This is a genomic window from Microbispora sp. NPDC046933, from assembly GCF_040644635.1.
GTDB lineage: Bacteria > Actinomycetota > Actinomycetes > Streptosporangiales > Streptosporangiaceae > Microbispora.
Map to the genome: position 1 here is coordinate 1 of NZ_JBEYWW010000024.1, position 21,311 is coordinate 21,311.

Below are 21,311 nucleotides of genomic sequence, written 5' to 3' on the forward strand. Positions count from 1 at the left end.
GCCGTGCCGTACGGCAGCGTCACCACCTACCAGGAGATCGCCGAGCGGATCGGACGGCCGCAGGCGCCCCGCGCGGTGGCCAACGCCCTGGCGCCCGCCATCCCGCCGATGGCGGGCCGAACCGGACAGGTCGGAGTCGGGCGGGCGGGGTCAGGCGGGCGGGTCAGGCAGGCGGGTCAGGCGGGCGGGGTCAGGCGGAGTACACCTGCCGTCCCGCGACGTACGTGAGCGCCGCGCGCGCCGCCGCGATCTCCTCGACGGGCGCCGCGAACGGGTCGCGGTCCAGGACGACCAGGTCGGCGAGCATGCCCGGGGCGATGGTCCCGGTCTCGTCGAGGTGGTTCACCCGGGCCGAGCCCGCGGTGTAGGCGGTGAGCGCGGTCGCCAGGTCGAGCGCCTGACCCGGGAGGAACGGCGTGGTGCCGCTCTCCCTGGCCCGGTTCACCGCGACGTGGATGCCCCAGATCGGGTCGGGGCTGCTCACCGGCCAGTCGCTGCCCATGGCGAGCGGCGCGCCGGCCCGGTGCAGGGCCCCGAACGGGTACTGCCACGCCGCCCGCTCCTCGCCCAGGTAGGGAATGGTCAGCTCGTCCATCTGCGGCTCGTGGCAGGCCCAGAACGGCTGCATGTTGGCGGTGACGTCCTCCTCGGCGAACCGGGGGACGTCCTGCGGCCGGACGACCTGGATGTGGGCGACGTGGTGGCGGTTGCCCGACGGGCCGTTGGCGGCGCGGGCGGCGGCGACCGCGTCGAGCGCGGCGGTGACCGCCCGGTCGCCGATCGCGTGGAAGTGGACCTGGAAGCCCTCGGCGTCCAGCATGCTCACGTAGCGGGGCAGTTCGGCGTAGTCCACGAAGCCGATCCCGCGGTTGCCCGTGACGCAGCCGCACCCGTCGAGGTACGGCTCGTGCAGGGCGGCCGTGAAGTTCTCCGCCACGCCGTCCAGCATGATCTTGACGCTCGTGGCGGCGAAACCGCCCTCGGCGGTCCTGCGGGCGATCAGATCGGGGATCTGCTCGGCGCCGCGGTCGCGCTCCCACCACAGCGCGCCCCGGACCCTGGCGGTGAGCCGCCCGGACCCGGCCACGTCGAGGTAGACGGGGGTGACGTCGCGATGCCCGGCGTAGTCGCCGAGGATCGCGTCCTGCCAGGCGGTGATGCCCAGGGAGTGCAGGTGTGCCTGGGCGACGAGCAGGGCCTCCACGTAGTCCTCGTGCGAGGTCTCCGGCAGGTGCGGCTCGACCAGCGCCATCGCGCCCTCGTGCAGGGTGCCGGTCGGCTCGCCGGCCGCGTCGCGCTCGATGCGCCCGCTGGCCGGGTCGGGGGTGTCGCGGGTGATCCCGGCCACGCGCAGCGCCGCCGAGTTCACCCACGCGCTGTGGTGGTCCCGGTTCGGCAGGAACACCGGGCGGTCGGGCACGATCGCGTCCAGGTCCTCCTTCACCGGGGTCCCGCCGGGGAAGGCGTCCATCGACCAGCCGCCGCCCGTGATCCACTCGTCGTCCGGACGCGCGGCGGCGTAGTCCGCGACGGCGTCCAGGTAGCCCCGGCGGTCGGTTATCCCGGACAGGTCGCAGCGCAGCCGTTCCAGGCCGCCCATCACCGGGTGCGCGTGCGCGTCCTGGAAGCCGGGTGCGAGCAACCGGCCCGCCAGGTCCACCACCTCGGTCCCGGGCCCGCGCAGGTCGCGTACGTCATGGTCGTCGCCGACCGCGACGACACGGCCGTCCCGCACGGCCACCGCCCGCGCTCGCGGCGCGGCGGGGTCGGCGGTGAAGACGTGGCCGTTCAGGAACAGCAGATCCGCGTGCATCGTCGTCGTCCTCTCAGCTCTTGAAGTCCGTCCAGACCTTGTCGTAGAGATCCAGGGCGGTCTGGGAGCAGGGCGGCACGGGCTGCGCGAGCGCGGCCTTGTCCGCGGGCGGACTGATCGCCGGATCCTTCGCGAGGTCCTTGTCCATGTACGCGTCCGAGCCGGTGACGGCGTTGGCGTAGCCCACGAAGTTGGTCGCCTCGGCGGCGTTCTTCGGGTCGAGCATCCAGTTGATGAAGATCTTGGCGTTGTCGACGTTGCGCGCGCCCCTCGGCACGGCGAAGTTGTCCTGCCACAGCGGAAGGCCCTCGGAGGGGTAGACCCAGGTGATGCCCTTGTTCTTCACCGAGGCCCGGTGGAAGGCGCCGTTCCACATCATGGCCAGCGTGGTCTCGCCCGACGTCATCCGGTCGATCTGGCCGTCGGAGCTGATCACCTTGAGCTTGCCCTTGACCCCGGAGAGCAGCGCCTGCACCTTCTGGTAGTCGGCCGGCGTCTCGCTGCACGGTTTGGCGCCGACGGCGCGCAGCGCCGCGGCGACCACCTCGTTGGAGTCGTTCAGCATGCCCATGTTGCCGCTCGCGCCGGCCGGCGGGTTGAAGAACTCCGCCCAGCTGGTGACCTTGCCGCCGACCTTCGCCTCGTCGACCGCGATGCCCGTGGTGCCGTGCATGTACGGAGCGGTGAACTTGCGCCCCTGGTCGAAGTACACGTCGTTGAACTCGGGCTCGATGTTCTTGCCGTTGGGGAAGGTCGCGGTGTCGATCTCCTGCAGCAGGCCGAGCTGGACCATCTGCTGCACCATGTAGTCGCTCGGCACGATCACGTCGTAGCCGGTGCCGCCGGCCTGCAGCTTGGCCAGCAGCCCCTCGTTGGACTCGAAGGTGTCCAGGTGCACCTTGATCCCGGTCTCGGACTCGAAGCGCTTGAGCAGGTCGGGGGAGATGTAGTCGGTCCAGTTGTAGAGGTTCAGCTCGCCGCTCCCCTTGGCGGGGAACGCCGCCGAGCCCCCGGAGGAGGAGCCGGAGCCCGAGGACGTGGCGGCGCCGGTCGAGCCGCCGCCGCAGGCGGCGAGCGCGAGCACGCCCGCCCCGAGCAGGGCCGTGAGGGGGAGGAAGCGGTGCTTGGAAACCATGTGCGGTCAGCCTCTCTTGCGGCCGACGAGATACGACGCCGCGAGAACGAGCAGGGAGACGAGGAGGATCAGGGTGGACAGCGCGTTGACGGCCGGGGTGATGCCGACGCGGAGCATGCCGTAGATGTAGATCGGGAGCGTGGTGGTGCCCGGTCCGGCGACGAAGAAGGTGATCAGGAAGTCGTCGAGGGAGACGATGAAGGCCATCAGCGCCCCGGCGACGACGCCGGGGGCCAGCAGCGGGAGGGTGACCCGGCGGAAGACCCGCCAGGGCGAGGCGCCGAGGTCGGCGGCCGCCTCGAACACCCGCTGGTCCATGTCGGCCAGCCGGGCCCGGATCGGCAGCAGCGCGAACGGCACGCAGAACGCGATGTGCGCGAGGGTCACGGTCGTCATGCCCAGCGGCACGTCGAGGAAGGCGAACATCGCCAGCGTCGCGACCGCGAGCACGATCTCCGGCAGCACCAGCGGCGCGCCGGCGACCAGCATGACCGCCCCCCGCGCCGTACGGCGCAGCGCGGCCAGACCGAGGGCGATGCCGATGGCCAGCACGACCGAGCAGACCGTGGCGACGGCCGCGACCTGGAGCGAGGTCAGCGTCGCGTTCCTGATGTCGGCGTTGGCCACCACGTCGCCGAACCAGTGGAGGCTGAAGCCCTCCCAGATCGTGGCGATCCTGCCGGTGTTGAACGCGTACACCACGACGACGAGCAGGGGGAGGTAGAGGAAGACGAGCAGCAGGACCGAGACGGTGGCGAAGGCGGGGAAGCGCCGCAGGTCGACACGGCGGGCGCGGTTCACATGAGGCTCACCTTCTGGTCGCCGCGGCGACCCGCCAGCGCGAACCCCATGAGGGTCAGCAGGGTGAGGACCAGCAGGGCGACCGCCACGGCCGAGCCGAGCGGCCAGTTGCGGGAGGCGCCGAACTGCTGCTCGATGAGGTTGCCGATCATCAGCGACTTGCCGCCGCCGAGCAGTTGCGGCTGGAGGAACGCGCCGAGCGACGGGATGAAGACCAGCACCACCCCCGCGACGAGCCCGGGCCGCACGGCCGGGTAGACGACCCGCCGCAGGACGGTCAGCCGCCGGGCGCCCAGGTCGTAGGCCGCCTCGGCCAGGCGGAAGTCGAACTTCTCCGCGCTGGAGTAGACCGGCAGGATCATGAACGGCAGCGACACGTAGACCAGCCCGACGGCGGTCGCGAACGGCGTGTAGAGCAGCTCGATCGGCGTGCCGAGCAGGCCGCTGACCGGCCCGTTGTCGTTGAGGATCAGCACCCAGGCGTACGTCCGAACGAGCGTGTTGGTCCAGAACGGGATCGTCACGGCGAAGACGAGCAGCGCCCGCGTGCGCGGCGACCTGGTGGCCATCCACACCGCCATCGGGAAGGCGAGGACGGCGCAGCAGACGGTCGTGAGCGCGGCGAGCCAGATCGACTGCCAGAACACGCCGATGTAGCGGGGGTCGAAGGTCTTCGAGCCGTCGAGCTGCGTGTCGAACAGCAGCCGCACGTAGGAGTCGACGGAGAACGGCCCGGCGACGCCGACGCCGAACATGCCGCGCGACAGGAACGAGTAGGCCACCACCACGACCAGCGGGGCGCCGACCAGTGCCAGCAGGAAGAGCGTGCCCGGCAGCACCGAGGACCGGGCGCCCTGACCGGCCGGCCGGTGGAGGCGGCGGGCTCCGGAGGAGGACCCCCGCCCTGGCCGATCGCCTGCCGTCCCGGAGGCGGCCGAGGTCGCCGCGCCGTCCGCCGGGGCCGACCCCGGAGTCGGCCCCGGAGCCGGCTCGGCTCCCGGCGTGCGCGGCGTCGGGGGGCCCGACACCGGGCCTGTCACTGGGCCCGTCGCTGGGCCCGTCACTGGGCCCGTCATGAGGCCACCGCCCAGCCCCGGCCCGGCAGCACGTCCAGGCCGATCCGTTTGCCGGGTTCGGGGAACGCGGCGCCGACCGGCAGCCGCACCACGACCTGCTCGCCGCCGGCGAGTTCCGCGCCGACGCGGACGTCGCTGCCGACGTAGACGGACTCGCGTACGACGCCGCGCAGCGGGGCGTCCTCGCCCCCGATCACCAGATGTTCCGGGCGCAGGGCGATCGTCACCTCGCCGCCGCCACCCGTGCCGCCCGTGCCATCCGCGCCGCTCACCCGGTCGGCGGGGAGCACGTCCCCGCCCCTGAGCCGGAAGCCGGCGTCGGTGCGCTCGGCGGTCAGGAAGCTGGTCTCGCCGATGAAGTCGGCGACGAACCTGTTGGCCGGCCGCTCGTACACCTCCTGCGGCGTGCCGATCTGCGCGACGGTGCCCTCCTGGAACACCGCCAGCCGGTCGCCGAGCGAGATGGCCTCCTCCTGGTCGTGGGTGACGAAGACGAAGGTCACGCCCGTCGTCTGCTGGATGCGTTTCAGCTCCGTCTGCATGCCCCGGCGCAGCTTGAGGTCGAGCGCGGCGAGGGGCTCGTCGAGCAGCAGCACCTCCGGCCGCTTGGCGAGCGCCCGGGCGAGGGCGACGCGCTGCTGCTGGCCGCCGGACAGCTGGGCGGGCCTGCGCCTGCCGTGCTCCGGCAGGCGCACCAGCTCCAGGGCCTCGGCCACGAGCGGGGCCGCCTGCCTGCGGCTCATCCCCTCCATCTCCAGGCCGAAGGAGACGTTCTCGGCCACGGTGAGGTGGGGGAACAGCGCGTAGCTCTGGAAGACGGTGTTGACCCGGCGCTTGTACGGCGCAAGCACGTCCAGTCGCTCGGAGCCGAGCCACACCTCGCCCTCGTCCGGGTATTCCAGACCGGCGATCGTGCGCAGGAGCGTGGTCTTGCCGCATCCCGAGGGGCCCAGCAGGACGAAGAACTCGGCGGGCTCGATCTCCAGGGAGACGTCGTCGAGCGCCGTGACGATCCCGCCCTCCGGCGCCGGGAAGCGGCGCGTGACTCCCTTGATGCGAAGCCCGTCATGAGACGCCGCTGAAGTCATGGGCGACCTCCGAAAGAGCAGCTGAGCGGCCTCGGCGGTGGGCGGGCCGCGAATGGGTGGGGAAAGAGAAGCACGGCGTAAACGGCGTTGTCAACGGTGATGACAACGCTTCTCGTGATGTGAAGAATGTGTCGCGACGATCACGTCTCACTGAGGAGAATGTGCTCATGCCCCCACGCCGTACCGTCGCGCTCTCCCAGGAGCGGATCGTCACCGCCTGTCTCGAACTCGTGGAAAGCGGCGGCCCCGCCGCCCTGACGTTCCGGAACATCGGCCGGCATCTCGGCGTGGACGCGACGGCGGTCTACCGGCATTTCCGGGACAAGGACGACCTCGTGCGGGCGCTGGCCGACCGGCTGTACGAGGAGGCGCTGACCGGGTTCGCCCCCGGGGAAGACTGGCTGGACACGCTGCGGGACGCGGCCATGCGCGTCTACCGGGCCTTCGCCGGCCATCCCCAGGCCGCGGTGCTCGCGGCCAGCCGCTCGACCCGGCGGGAGGCCGAGATAAACGCGATCGAGGTGCTGCTCGACGCGCTGCGCCAGGGAGGCTTCGAGCCGCCGGAGGCCGCGCGGTACGAGCGCGCTCTCGGCGACCACGTCCTGGCCTGGGCGGCCTTCGAGGCGTCGTTCGTGATGCTCCCGCCCGAGGTGCGCGAGGGCGACGCCGGGGCGCCGCTGGTCTACGCGGCGCAGAGCCGGGACCGCTATCCGCGGCTCGCCGAGTGCGCCCCCCACCTGCCGCCCGTCACGGTCCCCCAGTTCGAGACCGCGCTGGAGATCTTCCTCGTCGGCCTGCGTACGCTCGCGCCGGCCGAGCCCGCTTCCGCCGAGCCCGAACCCGCTGCTCAGACCTGAGCCGGCCCGTTACGGCACCCCGGCGGGGGTGGTCTCGCGGCGAGTGGCCGGGCGTACGGCGAAAGCGGCGGCGGCGAGTGCCGCCGCGACGAGCAGGTGCCAGCGGATCAGCATGCTCGCCTCCAGTTGGAACTCCTGCCAGAGCGTGCCGGCGTCCGCCAGGATCGCGACCGGGACATAGGCTTCGAACGCCGCGAGGACCAGGAGCGCCGCGACCGCCAGGGCGACACGGCGCCGCGGCCGGTCCGCCATGACCTGGACGGCCGTCGCGGCCAGGGTGACGAGCACGACCAGTAGTCCGTCCGCGTCGGCCTTGCAGCCCCAGAGCCCGGGGAACTCCCAGGCCGACCGCGGTTCGGGGAGAGCGAACCAGCCGGAGAAGCCACCGGCCTCCCCGTGCAGGAGCACGGAGAGCCGGAGCGGTCCCCAGGCCGCCGCGACGACGACCGCCCCCAGAGGGCGACCTCCTTCCCCGCCGCCGGGCGGGGCGCCCGTGGCGCCGCGAGCAGCAGGAGCAACGCCACTGCGTAACAGGCGAACGACGGCCAGGGCGACTCCACGAAAGGCAGCCGGACGGCGAAGGGACCGGCGCCGGGCGCGCGGACGGCGGCCAGCAGGCGGAACGCGAGGACGGCGAGCACCGCGCACCCGCCCAGGCGCGTGGCCCACCGGGAGGAGAGCTGGAGGAGCCCGGCCAGGATCACCGGAAGCAACAGCTCGGCCCAGGTCAGGAGTGTCCAGGTCGTGCCCCGGGACAGAAAGGACGGAAGGTGCATGGACCGCCCCCAGCAGATCATGGTGTCCATGTCCACCGGGCCGAGCGCGAGGGACCTCAACACGACGGGCCCGGAGGCGGCCAGGAGGATCCCGGCACGTAACAGCCCCGCCCGGCGGGCCGCCGGGCCGTCCGTTGCTCTGTCCACGCTGCTCCTTCACGGGCCCGCCGTAGATCGACTCGCCGACCGTAACGGACACACGCACTGCGGGGAAGCGGTGCGCTCCGCAGGAGAGGGGACGTGCGGCCGCTTTCGGCGATCGGCGTTCGCTCGCCCGGGCGATCGGGGACGACCGACCGCCTGAGGAGCGCCTCTTCGGCGCCGTCGCCACCGCGGCAGGTGGACCGCCGGGGGCGGGGCCGGCCCGGTTGGCCGGCCCCGGCATGCGACGCCGGTGTGGTCAGCGGCAGCTGACCGCGGTGTAAGCAGCTCAGCCGCAGGCGGCCGCGGTGTAGGCGGCGTCGTAGGTCGAGGTGACCTGCTTGCCGTCGATCGTCGCGGTTCCGGTCACGGTCACCGTGCCGGCGTCGATCTGGACGGCCCGGGTGTTGAAGGACTGGTAGGCCTGCTTGCCCGGGGCCACGTCGGTCACGGTCTTGGTGCCGAACGGGGTGGTCAGCGTGATCGTCGCCGGCACGTCGGAGTTGTTGACGGCCGTGACCGCCACGTACGCCGAGGTGCCGATGCAGCGGGAGGAGGCGGTGACCGTCAGCTTGACCTCCGGCGAGGACGGCGTGACGGACTCGAGCGAGACGGCGAAGATGTGCATGGTCGCGACCCCCGAGGCGGCCCTCGCGCTGATGTTCGGCAGGTCGACGCGGGAGACCTCCTTGTTCTGCAGCGCCACGCCCGAGTAGTAGACGGCGGCGGGGGTGTTCTGCCGCTGGTTGTTGGGCCGGTTCTGGTAGGCGGCGACGACGGCCGCGTCGCTCCCCGCGGCGGGAGCGCCGTACCAGTCCGGCGAGCTGAGGCTGAAGGTCTGCCTCGTGCCGTCCTTGTAGACGACGGTGGCCGGCCCGGACACGGCGCCGTAGGTGCCCGCCAGCAGGAAGCCGAGCGTCTTACCGGTGCCGGTCACCTTGATCGACTGTCCCGAGGCGATCGCGTTGTCGGGGCTGCCCACCGTGACCTTGGGCCAGGTGAACTTCACCCCGTTCTTGGTGACGGTGCTCCCCGGGGTGACACCGGCCGCCGCCAGCGCCTGGGCGGAGATGCTGGCGCCGTTGCCGTCGAAGTTCCCGGGAGCGGTGTTGGCGTCGTCGGTGACGGCGACGTTGCTGAACAGCTCCTCCAGCGGCTTCGCCTGGCCGGCCCACACCCGGACCCTGGCCTTCGCGGACGCGGTCCACTCGCTGCCGGCCTGGGTGCCGCTCGCCCTGCCGAGCAGGACCACGTCGCCCGCGGCCTGGCCCTGGGCGGGGGTGACGGTGAACTCCACGGTGGCCTTCGCGTTCGGCGCCAGGGGCCCGACGTCGGCCTTGGCGGGTGTCACGGTCCACCCTTCCGGCGCCTCCAGGGACACCGTCGCTCGGGGCGCCACCGGCATCTCGATCGCCCGGAGGGTGACGCCGACCTTCGCCTCCTGACCCGGGCTGACCTCGACGGGCACGCTCATCGTGACCTTCTGCAGCGCGTACGCGCGGTAGGTGTGCCCGGCCTTCCCGGTGAGTTCGATCAGGTCGGGCTCGGCCTTCTTCGCCTTGACCGTGCCGCCGCGCGTGTCGTCGACCACCTTGTAACGCCCGGCGAAGATCGCGCCGCGCACCCTGACCACGCCGTCGCGGTCGGGCGTGATGAGGTACTCGTCGCCCTGCCCGTCGCTCCACGCCGCGCCGACGGTGTGACCGCCGCGGCCCCGCAGGCCCTTGACCCGTCCCTCCGGCCAGGCCTCCGGCAGGGCCGGCAGCAGGTGCAGCTCCCCGTTGTGGCTGTGCAGCAGCATCTCCGCGATGCCGGACGTCGCCCCGAAGTTGCCGTCGATCTGGAACGGAGGATGCAGGTCGAACATGTTCGGAGCGAGCCTGGCCGGCGTCACGAGGAGGCGGACCAGGTCGTGCGCCCGCTTGCCCTCCTCCATCCGCGCCCAGTAGTTGATCTTCCAGGCCAGCGACCAGCCCGTGCCGTCGTCGCCGCGCAGTTCCAGCGTCCGCCGCGCGGCCTCGAACAGCTCGGGGGTGCCGCGCTTGCTGATCTGGTTGCTGGGATGCAGACCGTAGAGGTGCGAGATGTGCCGGTGGTTCCGCTCGGTCTCGACCCAGTCGTACAGCCACTCCTGGATGTTGCCGCGCGAGCCGATCTTCATCGGGGCCAGCCGCTTCCGGGCCTCGAGAACCCGGGCACGGAAGCCGGCGTCCATGCCGAGAACCTCGCTCGCCTCCGCGCAGCCGTGGAACAGGTCACGCAGGATCTGGTTGTCCATGGTGGGACCGGCGGCCACGCTGGCGTTCGCGTGGTGGCTGAGCTCGGGCGAGTTCGAGGGGTTCGTGACCAGGTATCCCAGCTTCGGTTCCTCCACGAGGGTGTCGAGGAAGAACTGGGCGGCGCCCTTCATCGCCGGGTAGTTCTTCCGGAGGAACTCGACGTCGCCGGTGTACAGGTAGTGGTCCCAGATCATGGTGGCCAGCCACGCGCCGCCGGTCTGCCACATGCCCCAGAACGCGCCGTCGACGACGGAGGTGGCCCGCCACGCGTCCGTGTTGTGGTGGGTGACCCAGCCGCCCGCGCCGTACTGCACCTGAGCCGTGCGTGCGCCGGTCACCGTGAGGTCCTGGATCATGTCGAACACCGGCTGGTAGCACTCGGACAGGTTCGTCGAGCCGGCGGGCCAGTAGTTCATCGGCAGGTTGGCGTTGATGGTGTACTTCGAGTCCCACGACGGGGTCAGGGAATCGTTCCAGATGCCCTGCAGGTTGGCCGGCTGGGTCCCGGGGCGCGAGCAGCTGATCAGCAGGTACCGGCCGAACTGGAACAGCAGCGCGGAGAACCGCGGGTCGTCCACGGCCGAGTGCTGCGCGATCCGGACGTCGGTCGGCTGGTCGGCCGCGTCGGTGCGGGGGAGTTCGAGCGTCGTCCGCCGGAACAGGGCCTGGTAGTCGGCCACGTGCCGGTCGCGCAGCTTGTCGTACGGCGTCTGCCGGGCGGCGTCGAGGTGCCGCCGGGCGATGCCCTGGTAGTCGCCGCCGACGTCCTTGTAGTTCACGTAGCTGGAGCCGATGGAGATCAGCAGTGTCACGCTGTCGGCGGCGGACACCTGGAGCGTTCCGCCGGAACTGGTGACGTCGCCGCCCTCGGCGAGGGCCTGGGCCAGCGCCAGGAACTTGACCGAGCCGGTGACGCCCTCGAAGTCGCCAGAGACGCCGTCGAGCGCCACCGTCGTGCCGTCCGGGCTGGACCTCGTCGTGCGCTGGGGGCTGTCGAACGTCGCGGTGAACGTGATCGAGCCGGGCTTGTCGGCCGTCAGGCGAACGACGATGACCTGGTCCGGTGCGCTCGCGAACACCTCGCGCCTGTACCGCACGCCGTTCAGGAGGTAGGTGACCGACGTGGTGGCGGTGGTGAGGTCGAGCTGGCGGTTGTACTCCGAGAACCCGCCGGTGCCGGGGAAGTTCAGCCTGAGGTTGCCGACGGTCTGGTAGGCCAGCTGGCCCGCGGGGCTCCCCAGCATGGTCTGGTTGATCAGGTCCTGGGCCTGGGTCCACTGGTCCTCGAAGACCAGGCGCCGGATCTCCGGCAGCGCCTGCGCTCCCTTCGGGTTGCTCTGGTCGTACGGGCCGCCGGCCCATACCGTGTCCTCGTTGAGCTGCAGTCGCTCCTGGTCGACGTTGCCGAACACCATGGCGCCGAGGCGCCCGTTGCCGATGGGGAGCGCACGGAGCCAGTCTGTGCCGGCGGCCCTGTCGTACCAGAGCGCCAGGTCGTCGGCGGCGCGCACCTCGGGGGGCGCCACCGAGGCGGCTCGGGCGACCGCCGTCCATTGCATCGGCAACAGCAGGGCTCCGGCCCCTGCTGTCCCGATCTTCATCAACTGCCTTCGCGTGAGGTCTGGCATCGCTTCTCCAAGCGCACGCGGCCTTGCAGGCGACCGGCACGCGTCAGGGCAACGACCGCTCGAAACCGGCGGGAGAAACGGGTTGCGCGGACCGGCAGCACACGAGGCTCCGTTAGGGGGTGACCGCAAAGCTACAAAGATTTGATGTATCGGTCAACGCTTGTTATCAAACCTCCCTAAACTTCGCGATCCCGTCGCCTCTCACGCGCAAACATCTAACCTTTGGCCTCGCTCAAGGCCCCCGACGCATGCGTGCGGAAGAGCGGTTCCGGACAGCCGCCCGAAGACGGGAGTAGCGGCCCAGCCATACGGCGGCCGCCCGTACTGACCAAGACCACGGCGATCTGTCCGAGGTGGCGAACAGGTCGCTACCGTAACTCCGGACAGTTCCGGGGGCCGACGCTCTGCCCGGCACCGACGACGGTGATCTGGGCAGGGCGTTCCGGCGCCGCGGCGGCGGCCGTGCACACGATCTGCTCGACGGCCAGCGCGGACAGTTCGCCGGCCGGAGTGGACAGGCTCACCGCCAAGTGGCCTGCCGGCCCGGCGGTCACCGAGAACGGGCCGGCTTCGGGCGGGACGTCGGTGGTGAGTCCGTCCGCCTGTTCCGTCGCGGTGGGTCCGGCAGCCAGCAGCGCGAGCGTGTCCGCTTGAGACAGCCGGCGGCCGGGCCGTGTTACCGCACTGAGCCGGCCGTTCTCCACCAGATAGAGGATGATCTTCATGGCTGGTGCGATGGTGGGTGCGACACCACCGCTCGGCGGGTCGCCGGCGCGGATGGCGTCGCTGGGTTGCACGCCGCAGCCGGCCACAGCGACGAGCGATACGAGGCCCGCGGCGAGCACGCGGCGGGCGGGCCCGGTCCTCACTCGGGGCCTCCGTCCGGATCAAGTGCCCGGCGTGGCAGGCGCAGCGTGAACACGGCGCCGCCGTCCGGGGCGTTGGTGACGGTGAGGTCGCCTCGATGTAGGCGCGCGTTCTCCTGCGCGATGGCGAGGCCGAGGCCGCTGCCCTCGGACCTCGCCCTGGCCGCGCTGGCCTTGTAGAACCGGTCGAACACGTGCGGCAGCACCGCTTCGTCCAGCCCCGGTCCATGGTCGCGGACCTCGAGAGCGATCCAGTCGGCGTCGGCGCGGAGCCTTAGCGACACCGGTGGCTCGCCGTGCCGCAGGGCGTTGCCGACCAGGTTCGCGAGGATGACGTCCACTCGGCGCGGGTCCAGCCGTGCCGTCACCGCGGATGGAAGCTCGGTGCGCACCTGCTCCGTCCAGCCCCGGGCACGCAGGGTCGCGCGCACCAGTTCGGCCACGTCGACCTCGTTCAGCGCGAGGGCCGCGACGCCGGAGTCGAACCTGCTGATCTCGATGAGGTCGTTCACCAGAGCGGTGAGGCTGAGCGTCTCCTGGCTGACCAGCCTGGCGGCCCTGCCGGCGGGCTCGGTCAGCCTGGCCGCCTCCTCGTCGAGGACGTCGGCGACCGCGGCGAGCGCGGCCAGCGGGGTGCGCAGCTCGTGGGACACATCGGCCACGAACCGGCGGGCGTCGGCCTCCATCTCGCGCAGCTGCTTGACGTGCCGTTCCAGCTCCGCGGCGGTGTCGTTGAACGTGCGCGCCACCTCGGCCAGCTCGTCGGAGCCGCGGACCGCGATCCTGGTCCGCAGCTCGCCCTGACCCAGCAGGCGTGCCGCCCGGCCGAGCTCGCGCACCGGGCGCAGCACGCCACGGGTGGCCAGCAACGCCAGGACGACCGCGAACGCCAGGGCCGCCCCGCCGGTGAGCCAGGCGCGTGCGGCGAGCCGGTCGATGCTGCGCTGTTCGGGAAGCAGGCTGTGCGCGACGTAGACCTCGATGCCGGACGCCCGCGCCGGCCGGCCCCGCTCGGCGATCAGCAACGGCGTGCCGATGATCAGGTGGGGCCCGTCCTGCCACACCACGCGTTGCCATGCCATGTTGCCGTCGGCCACCTGCCGCCGCAGCGCCTTGGGGATCATTTCGGTATCGAGGCCAGGCCGGCATGGCCTGCCGGAAGGCAGGCATGGCAGGCCGGGGCCGGGCTGGCAGCGTTGCCGGCCGAGAGGCGGGCATGGCAGGCCGGGGGCGGCCGGCGAGCGCGTCTCGTGGTAGACGGCGACCGCGTCGTTGTTCCCGTCGGCCACGGTGCCGGCGATCTCGCCGAGCTCACCCGCGTCCGGCGCCGGATTCCGCAACGGGAAGAGCGCATCCAGGCGGCTTCTCATCGCCTGCACCGCGGTATCCTGGGCCCGCTGCAGGATTTCGTTGCGGGCCTCGACGTACATCCCGCCCGCCACCGCCGCCGCGGTGACCACACACAGCAGCGCGAACGCGGACAACAGCCGGGCACGCAGACCCAGGCTCGGCCGAGATGCCACCGGCCGCTTCACACCGGCCCGAACCGGTACCCGAACCCGCGCACCGTCTGCACGTAGACGGGCGCCGCCGAGTCGTCCTCGATCTTCGCGCGCAACCGCTGCACGCACGCGTCCACGAGACGCGAGTCACCGAAATACCCGTGCTCCCACACCGACTCCAGCAGCTGCTGGCGGCTGTGCACCCGGCCCGGCGTACCGGCGAGCTCAAGCAGCAGGCGCAGCTCGGTCGGGGTGAGGCTGACCGGTACGCCGCGCTTGGTGACCACCAGCCCGGCCCGATCGATGGTCAGGTCCGCGTGCCGCTCCAGCTCCGCCTGGTCCCGGCCGATCCGCCGGAGCACCGCGCGAATGCGTGCCTCGAGCACCCTGGGCTGCACCGGCTTGACCACGTAGTCGTCGGCGCCCGCCTCCAACCCGGCCACCACGTCCATGTCGTCGCTGCGCGCGGTCAGCATGATGATCGGTACCTCGCCGGCGGCCCGGATGCGGCGACAGACCTCGAACCCGTCGATGCCAGGCAACATCAGATCGAGCACGACGACGTCGGGAAGGTCCGTACGCAGGCGGTCCAGCCCCTGCTCGCCGGACTCCGCCGCGCGCACCCGGTGCCCGTGCTGGGTCAGGGCCAGCTCAAGGCCCTCCCGTACGGCCGGGTCATCCTCGATCAACAACACTCGCGACACGCCGCCGAGTTTCACAGCACGCTCCGTAACTTGCCCGCCGGTCAATCCCGTCCACTGTCGACCGGCCGTGTCCCCGCCTCGTCCGCGCCATGTCATGGTTGTGTCACGGTCGCGCCGGCGGAGGCCGCCGTCGATGAACGGTGACATACGGCGGACAACCCACGGACATTCGATGCCAATCGTATGTCGTCATGAACGAACCACGCATCATCCCACCTCGGCCCCGAGACCGGCTGTTCGCGGTGGTCACGCTGGTGCTCGCCGTGCTCCTGCTGCCCGCGGCCTTCGTCCGGCATCCCCGCCGCGCCGGCGAACTGGCCTGTAACTGGGCGTTACGGATGCGATTCCCCGCCGAGGACCTCACCGGGCTCACCGACGGCGCCAGGGCGGCGTTCACCGCCGCGCGCACCGAGGCGCTCTGGCGTCACGGCCAGCTCATCGGCCTCACCTCGGGATACCGCGATCCCCTTGTCCAACAGCGAATGTTCACCGAGGAGGTGCGCCGTTCCGGGTCCCCGGCCTCGGCACGAATGCTCGTGTTGCCACCTGCGGAATCCTCCCACGTCAAGGGGATCGCGCTGGACGTGCGCCCCCACGAAGGCGCGCGCTGGCTCGAGGAACACGGCGCCCGCCATGACCTCTACCGGATCTACGACAACGAGTGGTGGCACTTCGAGTACCGGCCGGACTGCGGCGGCATACCGCCACGACGACGACCCCACCCCGGCGTGGGCTACGAAATGGAGAACGGGGACCAGCGGTAGCCCGGCCCACGAGTTTTCGGGTGAGGGGAAAGCTGTCCATGTCCCGAAAGCAAACCGGGGCATCGTGTGGCGAGGACCACCTCGACCGTGAAGCTTTCGTGAAGGGGAAAAGCAGGACCGGGAGCCTGGCCTGGCGCGTTTCAGGGTCCGGATCAGAGCGGTGTGATCTTCTCCAGGACGGCCGGACCTGTCCGCATACAATCGATGCCTTGGGAAGGTGCCGCCCCGGCGCATGGCCGGATTCGCCGGCTACCCGCGCGAACGCGTCACCGACCCGTGCGCCGTCCAACTGCTCCCGAGCCGCCCCCGGTGAGGGGCGAACCGGAAGCTCGGCCGGAACCCTTAGGAACTCCTGTCATGTCACGCGCAGACGACGTAGTAGACAGCATCAAGCGGATGATCCTGGAAGGGGTTCTCCGGCCCGGCGACCGCCTGCCTGTGGAGAAGGACCTCGCCGAGTCGCTCGGCGTATCACGCGGTGCGTTGCGCGAAGGCGTGTCGGCGCTGTCGATCCTCGGAATCGTCAGCACCCGCCAGGGCGACGGGACGTACATCACGAATCTCGACGCGACGCAGTTGCTGGCTCCGATGGGCTTCGTCGCCGAGCTGCACGGTCAGGGCGACCCGCGGCACGTGTACGCCGTCCGGCGCCTGATGGAGTGCGAGGCGGCGCGCCTGGCCGCGACCAGGATCACGGATGAAGCGCTCGGCCAGGCCAGGGAACTGCTCGACGAAGCGGCCCGGATCGTCGATGAGGCGCCCCACGACCACGAGCGTCTCATCGAGATCGACGTCGCCTTCCATCGGATCATCGCCGCCCACACGGACAACCCGGTCCTGGTCGGCCTGATCGAGGCGTTCGCCAGACGGACCGTCCGCGGGCGGCTGTGGCGGAGCCTGCACGAGGAGGACGCCGACCGCCGCACCCACGACGAGCACGTGGCGATCTGGACGGCACTCGCGGCGCGCGATCCCGAACGGGCCCGCATCCGGATGGCCAACCACCTGATCGGGGTCGAGGAGTCCCTGCAGCGCCTGCCCGACGACGGCGACCTGCCGTCCGCGCCCGGGGCCGGCTGACAGCCGGGAAGGGCGGGTGCGGCGCCGAGCAGGGGACCGCGGCGACGTCGCACCCTCGCGGGGAGCGGAAGGCCGCGCGGCCCGGTCGCCGGTTCGTCCGCGCGGCGGAGCGGGTCAGACCCCGATGACGGTCCACTGGTTGTTGGTGCTGGAGTTCGGCGCCCACATGGCCGCGGTGGAGCCGGCGGTGGTGTATCCCATGCCGTCGAGGGCGGTCCCGGTGCCGCGGTTGATGATCTGGTAGCGGCCGTTGCCCACGTCGTTGAGGCGCCACTGCTGGTTGTTGCCGCCGTTCCAGGGCGCCTGCAGGCAGGAGGCGCCGTTGGCGGTGTTGCCCCAGCTGTCGGCGACCATGCCGTTGGTGCGGTTGACGATGCGATACCACCCGCCGCCGAGGTCGACGAGCTGCCACTGCAGGTTGGTGCTGCCGTCCCAGTTCCACTGCTTCAGGTTCGAGCCGGAGGCGACGTTGCCGCCGCTGTCCAGCACCAGGCCGGTGCTGACGTTGGCGATCCGCACGAAGCCGGTGGGGGTGCCGCCGGAGCCCAGGGCGGGGATCTGGCCGTTGAAGGTCAGCTTCACCACGTACGCGGGGGCGCTGAACGGGGCGGTGGACGAGGGCATCGAGATGTGCAGGGCGGAGCCGTCCTGCGTGCGGTTGGGGAGCGTGACGTACTGGCCGGCCGAGGGGCCGAGCAGTTGCGCCGAGGCCAGGGTGCTCAGGTTGATCCGGTTGGCGCCCAGGGTCGTGATGTGCAGGGTGCTGCCCGGCCAGCCCAGCACGGTGGCGTACAGCACCGTGTTGTCCTTGCTGCGGGTGAAGCGGATGTCGGTGTTGGTGCCCGCCCGCGGCGTGGTGAAGGAACCGCCGCCCATCTGGGTGGGGCCCTCGCCGTAGACGGCCCAGGCCCGGGTGGCGTAGACGGACTCGCCGAAGCGCTTGAGGTAGTCGCCGATGCCCAGCAGGATCGACCGCTGCCCGGACGGGATGGTGCCGTCGGCCATCGGGGCGATGTTCAGCAGCATGTTGCCGTTCTTGCTGACCCGGTCGATCAGCGAGTGCAGCATGGCGTTGAGCGAGTAGTAGCCGATGCCGGCGGTGTAGCACCAGCTGGAGCTGGAGATGCTGTCGTCGGTCAGCCAGTAGGGGTTCTGGATGGCGGCCGGTCCGCCGCGTTCGTAGTCGAAGACCTCGCCCCTGGTGTTGAACCCGTCCTTGTAGGTGGCGACGACGTCCTTGTTCCAGGCGACGGCCTGGTTGTAGTAGTACGCGAGGAAGGCCAGCCGCCGCGACTCGTCCAGCCGGCTGAGGTTGAAGTCCTGCCAGATGATGTCGGGCTGGTAGCCGTCGATGACCTCCTTGAGCTTGTCGTACCACAGCTGCTGCTCGTCGGCGAAGCTGAGCTGGCCGTACAGCTTCTTGAGCGAGGTCGTCGACTGGGCCGGCACCCACTGGTAGAAGCCGGTGAAGTTGTAGGTGTGGTGCATGGCCACCAGCAGCTTCAGGCCCTTGGCCCGGATGGCGTCGGCGTGCAGCCGCAGCAGGTCGAGCCTGGGACCGGTGGCGACCGAGTTCCACTCGTTCACCCGGCTGTTCCACATCGAGTAGCCGTCGTGGTGCTCGGCCACCGGCCCGGCGAACCTGGCGCCGGCGTCGGCGAACAGCTGCGCCCATTCGTCGGGGTCGAAGTCGCCCCCGGCGGACTTCAGCTTGGGTGCGAACTGCACCCAGTTGCCGGCCTTGTCGCGGGCGCCGTTGACGAAGTTGTGGTACGGCCACACCGACGGGTCGCCGTAGACGCTCTTGTGGTGGTTGTTCTCGTTCGACCCGTTGTTGTACATGTTGCGCGGGTACCACTCGTTGGCGAACGCGGGCACGCTGAACACGCCCCAGTGGTAGTAGATGCCGAACTTGGCGTCCTGGAACCACTCGGCGGCCGGTGGATGCTGGTCCACCGACGACCAGTTCGGGCTGTAGCTCTGCGGGCCGGCGGTGGCCCACGCCGGGCCTGCCTTCAGCACACCGGCGGCCGTGGCGACCGCGGCCGCGGCGAGCAACCGGCGCCGGCTGAGCTGGAACGACGATGAAGACATGGGGGACCTCTCGCGACGGAAAAGCTCTCCCGGGTCACATGCGCTCGGCGGGTGAACCCTGCCGGCGGTACGCGTGGTGGAGGCGGTGGTGCGCATAGGACCCGAACCTCGTGGATGTTTCGCAGCGATGTAGGGCCTTCACCACGTGGACATGGGATGTTTGTAGGTCAGCCCTGGCCGTCTGTCCAGACCCTCGACCGCGTGGCGGGCCGCCGCCCGGTGCCGGGTCGCGGCCGGGGGCGAGATGAGGGCCCGAAGGCGACGCGGACGTTTCCGCATTCCGGGACGGCGCTGCCCGCGCTCGCTTCAGCGTCTCGCGCAGACAACCCATGTCTGCGCGGGCTGTCATCCAGTTCTCGTCCTGGAAACGGGATGTCTTGTAACTTTCATGGGCGGCCGGACCTCGCGGGCCCGAGGGCGTGCCGAAGGAGGGCTTCGGCGGTCACCGCCTGATCACTGCAGCGGTTCCGGAGCGGCACCGGACAACGAGCGGCCGAGGTTCTCCCGCAGCCAGGTCTCGGTGGTGCTGACATGCATGAGCGCGGCCGCCTGGGCGAGGGGTGCGTCGCCGTCCGCGAGTGCCTGATATATGGCGGCGTGCTCGGCGATCGTGCGGCCGGCCGCGTTCTCCTCGACGAGGCCGCGCCAGACGCGCGAGCGGAGAGTCCGGCCGGCGATTCCGCCGAGCAGGGCGCACAGTGCCCTGTTGCCCGTCGCGTCGAACACGGCGCGGTGGAAGGCGTCGTCGTGGTGGTTGAGCGCCTCCACGTCGCCCTGGGCCTCGATCATGGCCTTGAGGTGCCGTTCCACCTCCGCGAGCTGGTCGGGGGTGATGCGGGTGGCGGCCAGTCCCGTGGCCACGGGCTCGAACAGGCGCCGCACCTCGGTGATCTCGAGAAGGTCGTCGGCGCGCATCATCTCCACGGCGAGGCCCACTCCTTCGAGCAGCAGCTCCGGCGTGAGGCTCGTGACGTAGGTGCCGTCGCCCCTGCGTACCTCCAGCACGCGCGTGGTGACGAGGGAGCGGACGGCCTCTCTGAGTAGGTTGCGGGACAGGCCCAGCTCGGCGGCCAGGTCCTGTTCGGGAGGCAGCCGGGCGCCGGGGGGAAGGGTCCCGTCCTTGATGAGCTGCCTGATGCGTTCGATCGCCTGCTCGGTCAACGACATATCTGAATTTTGGTACGTCAGGACAGCGGACCTCCACACGCCCCTCCGTCCGGGCGGCGGGGCCGGACGCCCGCGGCGCTCGCGCCGGCTCCCCGCAACGGCGAGGAGACATCCGGCCGCCCTCGGCGGGAGGAGAGGCCGGCGCCGCATGAGCCGGGCGGCCCGGAGCGTGGCGCCCGAGACCCCTTCAGCGGAGGCGAACATGCGATGTATCTGTGTCCCTTCCGTGCTGTGAGAAGCGCGATACGTCGGATCCCTTGCCCTGAAGTGCCGGTAAACTCCCGGATTTTCGCGATTCTGGCCCGGGGGTCTGGACACTGGCCGGGGTTTGGTCATAGAAAGACATCCCATGTCCTGTCGTCGATGAGCCCGCTCAAGGAGGTCCTCGCCAGAGTCCGGAGCGAGGCCTCGCCCGAGTGCGGCGCGGTCGGCGACGGCATGGCAGCCGTGGTGCTTCAGAAGGAGAGACGATGGAACGCAGACGGTTCGCGCTCGCCGCGGCCCTGGCCATATCGGGGTCCCTCGCCGTGGCCTGCGGCGGGAACGGCGGCACCGGTGGCGGGACCGGCACGGCGGCGAAGCCGGTCATCGGTGTCGACTATCCGCGTTCGGACACCGACTTCTGGAACTCCTACATCAGCTACGTGCCGAAGTTCGCGGGAGAGCTGGGCTCGGAGATCAAGACCACCAACTCGCAGAACGACGTCGCGAAGCTCACCTCCAACGTGCAGACCCTGGTCGGGCAGGGCGTGAAGAGCGTGGTGATGGCGCCGCAGGACACCGCGGCGGTGGCCCCCACGCTCCAGCAGCTGGAGGGCAAGAAGATCCCCGCCGTGCTCGTGGACACCCGACCGGACACGGGGAACGCCTACATGGTCGTACGGGCCGACAACCGCGCGTACGGGGAGAAGGCCTGCCGGTTCCTGGGCGAGAAGCTCAAGGGCAGCGGCAAGGTGGTCATGCTGGAGGGCGACCTGGCCTCCATCAACGGCCGGGACCGCACCGAGGCGTTCAACGACTGCATGAAGCAGAACTATCCCGGCATCAAGGTCTTCGGCGAGGCGACGAACTGGGACGGAGCCGTGGCCTCCCAGAAGCTCTCCACGGTCCTGACCGCGAACCCGGACGTCAAGGGCGTCTACATGCAGTCGAGCTTCGCCCTCGCCGGCACGCTGCAGGTGCTCAAGCAGCGTGACCTCCTGGTGCCGCCGGGCGACCCCAAGCACGTCTTCGTCGTCTCCAACGACGGCATCCCGCAGGAGCTCAAGGACATCGCCGCCGGGAACATCGACGCCACCGTCTCCCAGCCCGCGGACCTGTACGCCAAGTTCGCGCTGTCGTACGCCAAGGCCGCGATCGAGGGCAAGACGTTCCAGCCGGGCGAGACCGACCACGACAGCACCATCATCCAGGTGCGGCCAGGCCTGCTGGAGGACCAGCTGTCCGCGCCGCTCGTCACCGCCGACGGCGGCACCTACGGCGGCATCCCCAGTCTCAAGCACGACGACAAGTCGTTGTGGGGCAACAACCTGAGCTGAGA

General features: G+C 70.8%; 17 protein-coding genes. 5 read left to right on the forward strand and 12 right to left on the reverse strand.

All coding sequences use genetic code 11. The annotated features are described in order from the left end of the window. On the forward strand, positions 1–228 hold a 228-nt coding region (locus tag ABZ857_RS28535; protein WP_357048420.1), incomplete at its 5' end, for an MGMT family protein. Here the strand turns inward: ABZ857_RS28535 and ABZ857_RS28540 are convergent. From ABZ857_RS28540 to ABZ857_RS28560, 5 genes are read right to left on the reverse strand one after another with little or no spacing between them, the layout of a single operon-like run. Continuing rightward, positions 191–1,813, reverse strand: coding sequence for an amidohydrolase (locus tag ABZ857_RS28540; protein WP_357048423.1), 1,623 nt, complete (start codon positions 1,811–1,813; stop codon positions 191–193). The two genes, ABZ857_RS28535 and ABZ857_RS28540, sit on opposite strands and share 38 nt — an antisense overlap. Positions 1,814–1,826: 13 nt before the next feature. Beyond that, positions 1,827–2,948, reverse strand: coding sequence for an extracellular solute-binding protein (locus ABZ857_RS28545; protein WP_357048426.1), 1,122 nt, complete (start codon positions 2,946–2,948; stop codon positions 1,827–1,829). A 6-nt stretch (positions 2,949–2,954) separates the two neighbouring features. Beyond that, entirely contained in the window at positions 2,955–3,749 is a 795-nt protein-coding gene (locus ABZ857_RS28550; RefSeq protein WP_357048429.1) for an ABC transporter permease, read from the reverse strand. Continuing rightward, complete coding sequence (locus ABZ857_RS28555) at positions 3,746–4,777, reverse strand: ABC transporter permease (RefSeq protein WP_357048432.1); 1,032 nt, start codon at positions 4,775–4,777, stop codon at positions 3,746–3,748. The genes ABZ857_RS28550 and ABZ857_RS28555 overlap by 4 nt, the downstream gene beginning before the upstream one ends. A gap of 44 nt (positions 4,778–4,821) precedes the next feature. Continuing rightward, complete coding sequence (locus ABZ857_RS28560) at positions 4,822–5,913, reverse strand: ABC transporter ATP-binding protein (RefSeq protein ID WP_357048435.1); 1,092 nt, start codon at positions 5,911–5,913, stop codon at positions 4,822–4,824. Between the two features lie 167 nt (positions 5,914–6,080). Here ABZ857_RS28560 and ABZ857_RS28565 point away from each other — a divergent pair, with 167 nt between their 5' ends. After that, a complete protein-coding gene (locus ABZ857_RS28565) occupies positions 6,081–6,770 on the forward strand; it encodes a TetR/AcrR family transcriptional regulator C-terminal domain-containing protein (RefSeq protein ID WP_357048438.1) in 690 nt (229 codons plus the stop codon). A gap of 9 nt (positions 6,771–6,779) precedes the next feature. Here the strand turns inward: ABZ857_RS28565 and ABZ857_RS28570 are convergent, their stop codons facing one another. The 5 genes from ABZ857_RS28570 to ABZ857_RS28590 form a co-directional block, all read right to left on the reverse strand. Beyond that, entirely contained in the window at positions 6,780–7,178 is a 399-nt protein-coding gene (locus ABZ857_RS28570; protein ID WP_357048441.1) for a hypothetical protein, read from the reverse strand. Between the two features lie 798 nt (positions 7,179–7,976). Next, complete coding sequence (locus ABZ857_RS28575) at positions 7,977–11,594, reverse strand: glycoside hydrolase N-terminal domain-containing protein (protein ID WP_357048444.1); 3,618 nt, start codon at positions 11,592–11,594, stop codon at positions 7,977–7,979. A 368-nt stretch (positions 11,595–11,962) separates the two neighbouring features. Further along, positions 11,963–12,463 (reverse strand): hypothetical protein, encoded by a 501-nt coding sequence (locus ABZ857_RS28580; RefSeq protein ID WP_357048447.1) that lies wholly within the window; start codon positions 12,461–12,463, stop codon positions 11,963–11,965. Beyond that, positions 12,460–13,983, reverse strand: coding sequence for a HAMP domain-containing sensor histidine kinase (locus ABZ857_RS28585; RefSeq protein WP_357048450.1), 1,524 nt, complete (start codon positions 13,981–13,983; stop codon positions 12,460–12,462). The genes ABZ857_RS28580 and ABZ857_RS28585 overlap by 4 nt, the downstream gene beginning before the upstream one ends. Before the next feature lie 8 nt (positions 13,984–13,991). Beyond that, a complete protein-coding gene (locus ABZ857_RS28590; protein WP_357048452.1) occupies positions 13,992–14,666 on the reverse strand; it encodes a response regulator transcription factor in 675 nt (224 codons plus the stop codon). A gap of 191 nt (positions 14,667–14,857) precedes the next feature. Between ABZ857_RS28590 and vanY-N the strand changes: the two genes are divergently transcribed. Together vanY-N and ABZ857_RS28600 are read left to right on the forward strand one after the other, a co-directional pair. Next, entirely contained in the window at positions 14,858–15,430 is a 573-nt protein-coding gene (gene vanY-N, locus ABZ857_RS28595; protein WP_357048455.1) for a D,D-peptidase/D,D-carboxypeptidase VanY-N, read from the forward strand. 357 nt (positions 15,431–15,787) lie between these two features. Next, positions 15,788–16,510 (forward strand): FadR/GntR family transcriptional regulator, encoded by a 723-nt coding sequence (locus ABZ857_RS28600; protein ID WP_357048458.1) that lies wholly within the window; start codon positions 15,788–15,790, stop codon positions 16,508–16,510. 114 nt (positions 16,511–16,624) lie between these two features. Here ABZ857_RS28600 and ABZ857_RS28605 read toward each other — a convergent pair whose 3' ends face one another. Next, the gene (locus ABZ857_RS28605) at positions 16,625–18,604 is read right to left on the reverse strand and encodes an alpha-L-fucosidase (RefSeq protein WP_357048461.1); all 1,980 of its coding nucleotides are present in this window, start codon (positions 18,602–18,604) and stop codon (positions 16,625–16,627) included. A 453-nt stretch (positions 18,605–19,057) separates the two neighbouring features. Then, positions 19,058–19,771 carry a FadR/GntR family transcriptional regulator gene (locus ABZ857_RS28610; RefSeq protein ID WP_357048464.1) on the reverse strand — a complete coding sequence of 238 codons (714 nt, stop codon included), beginning with the start codon at positions 19,769–19,771 and terminating at the stop codon, positions 19,058–19,060. A gap of 470 nt (positions 19,772–20,241) precedes the next feature. Here ABZ857_RS28610 and ABZ857_RS28615 point away from each other — a divergent pair, with 470 nt between their 5' ends. Next, positions 20,242–21,309 carry a sugar ABC transporter substrate-binding protein gene (locus ABZ857_RS28615; RefSeq protein ID WP_357048467.1) on the forward strand — a complete coding sequence of 356 codons (1,068 nt, stop codon included), beginning with the start codon at positions 20,242–20,244 and terminating at the stop codon, positions 21,307–21,309. The last annotated feature ends 2 nt before the right edge of the window (positions 21,310–21,311 follow it).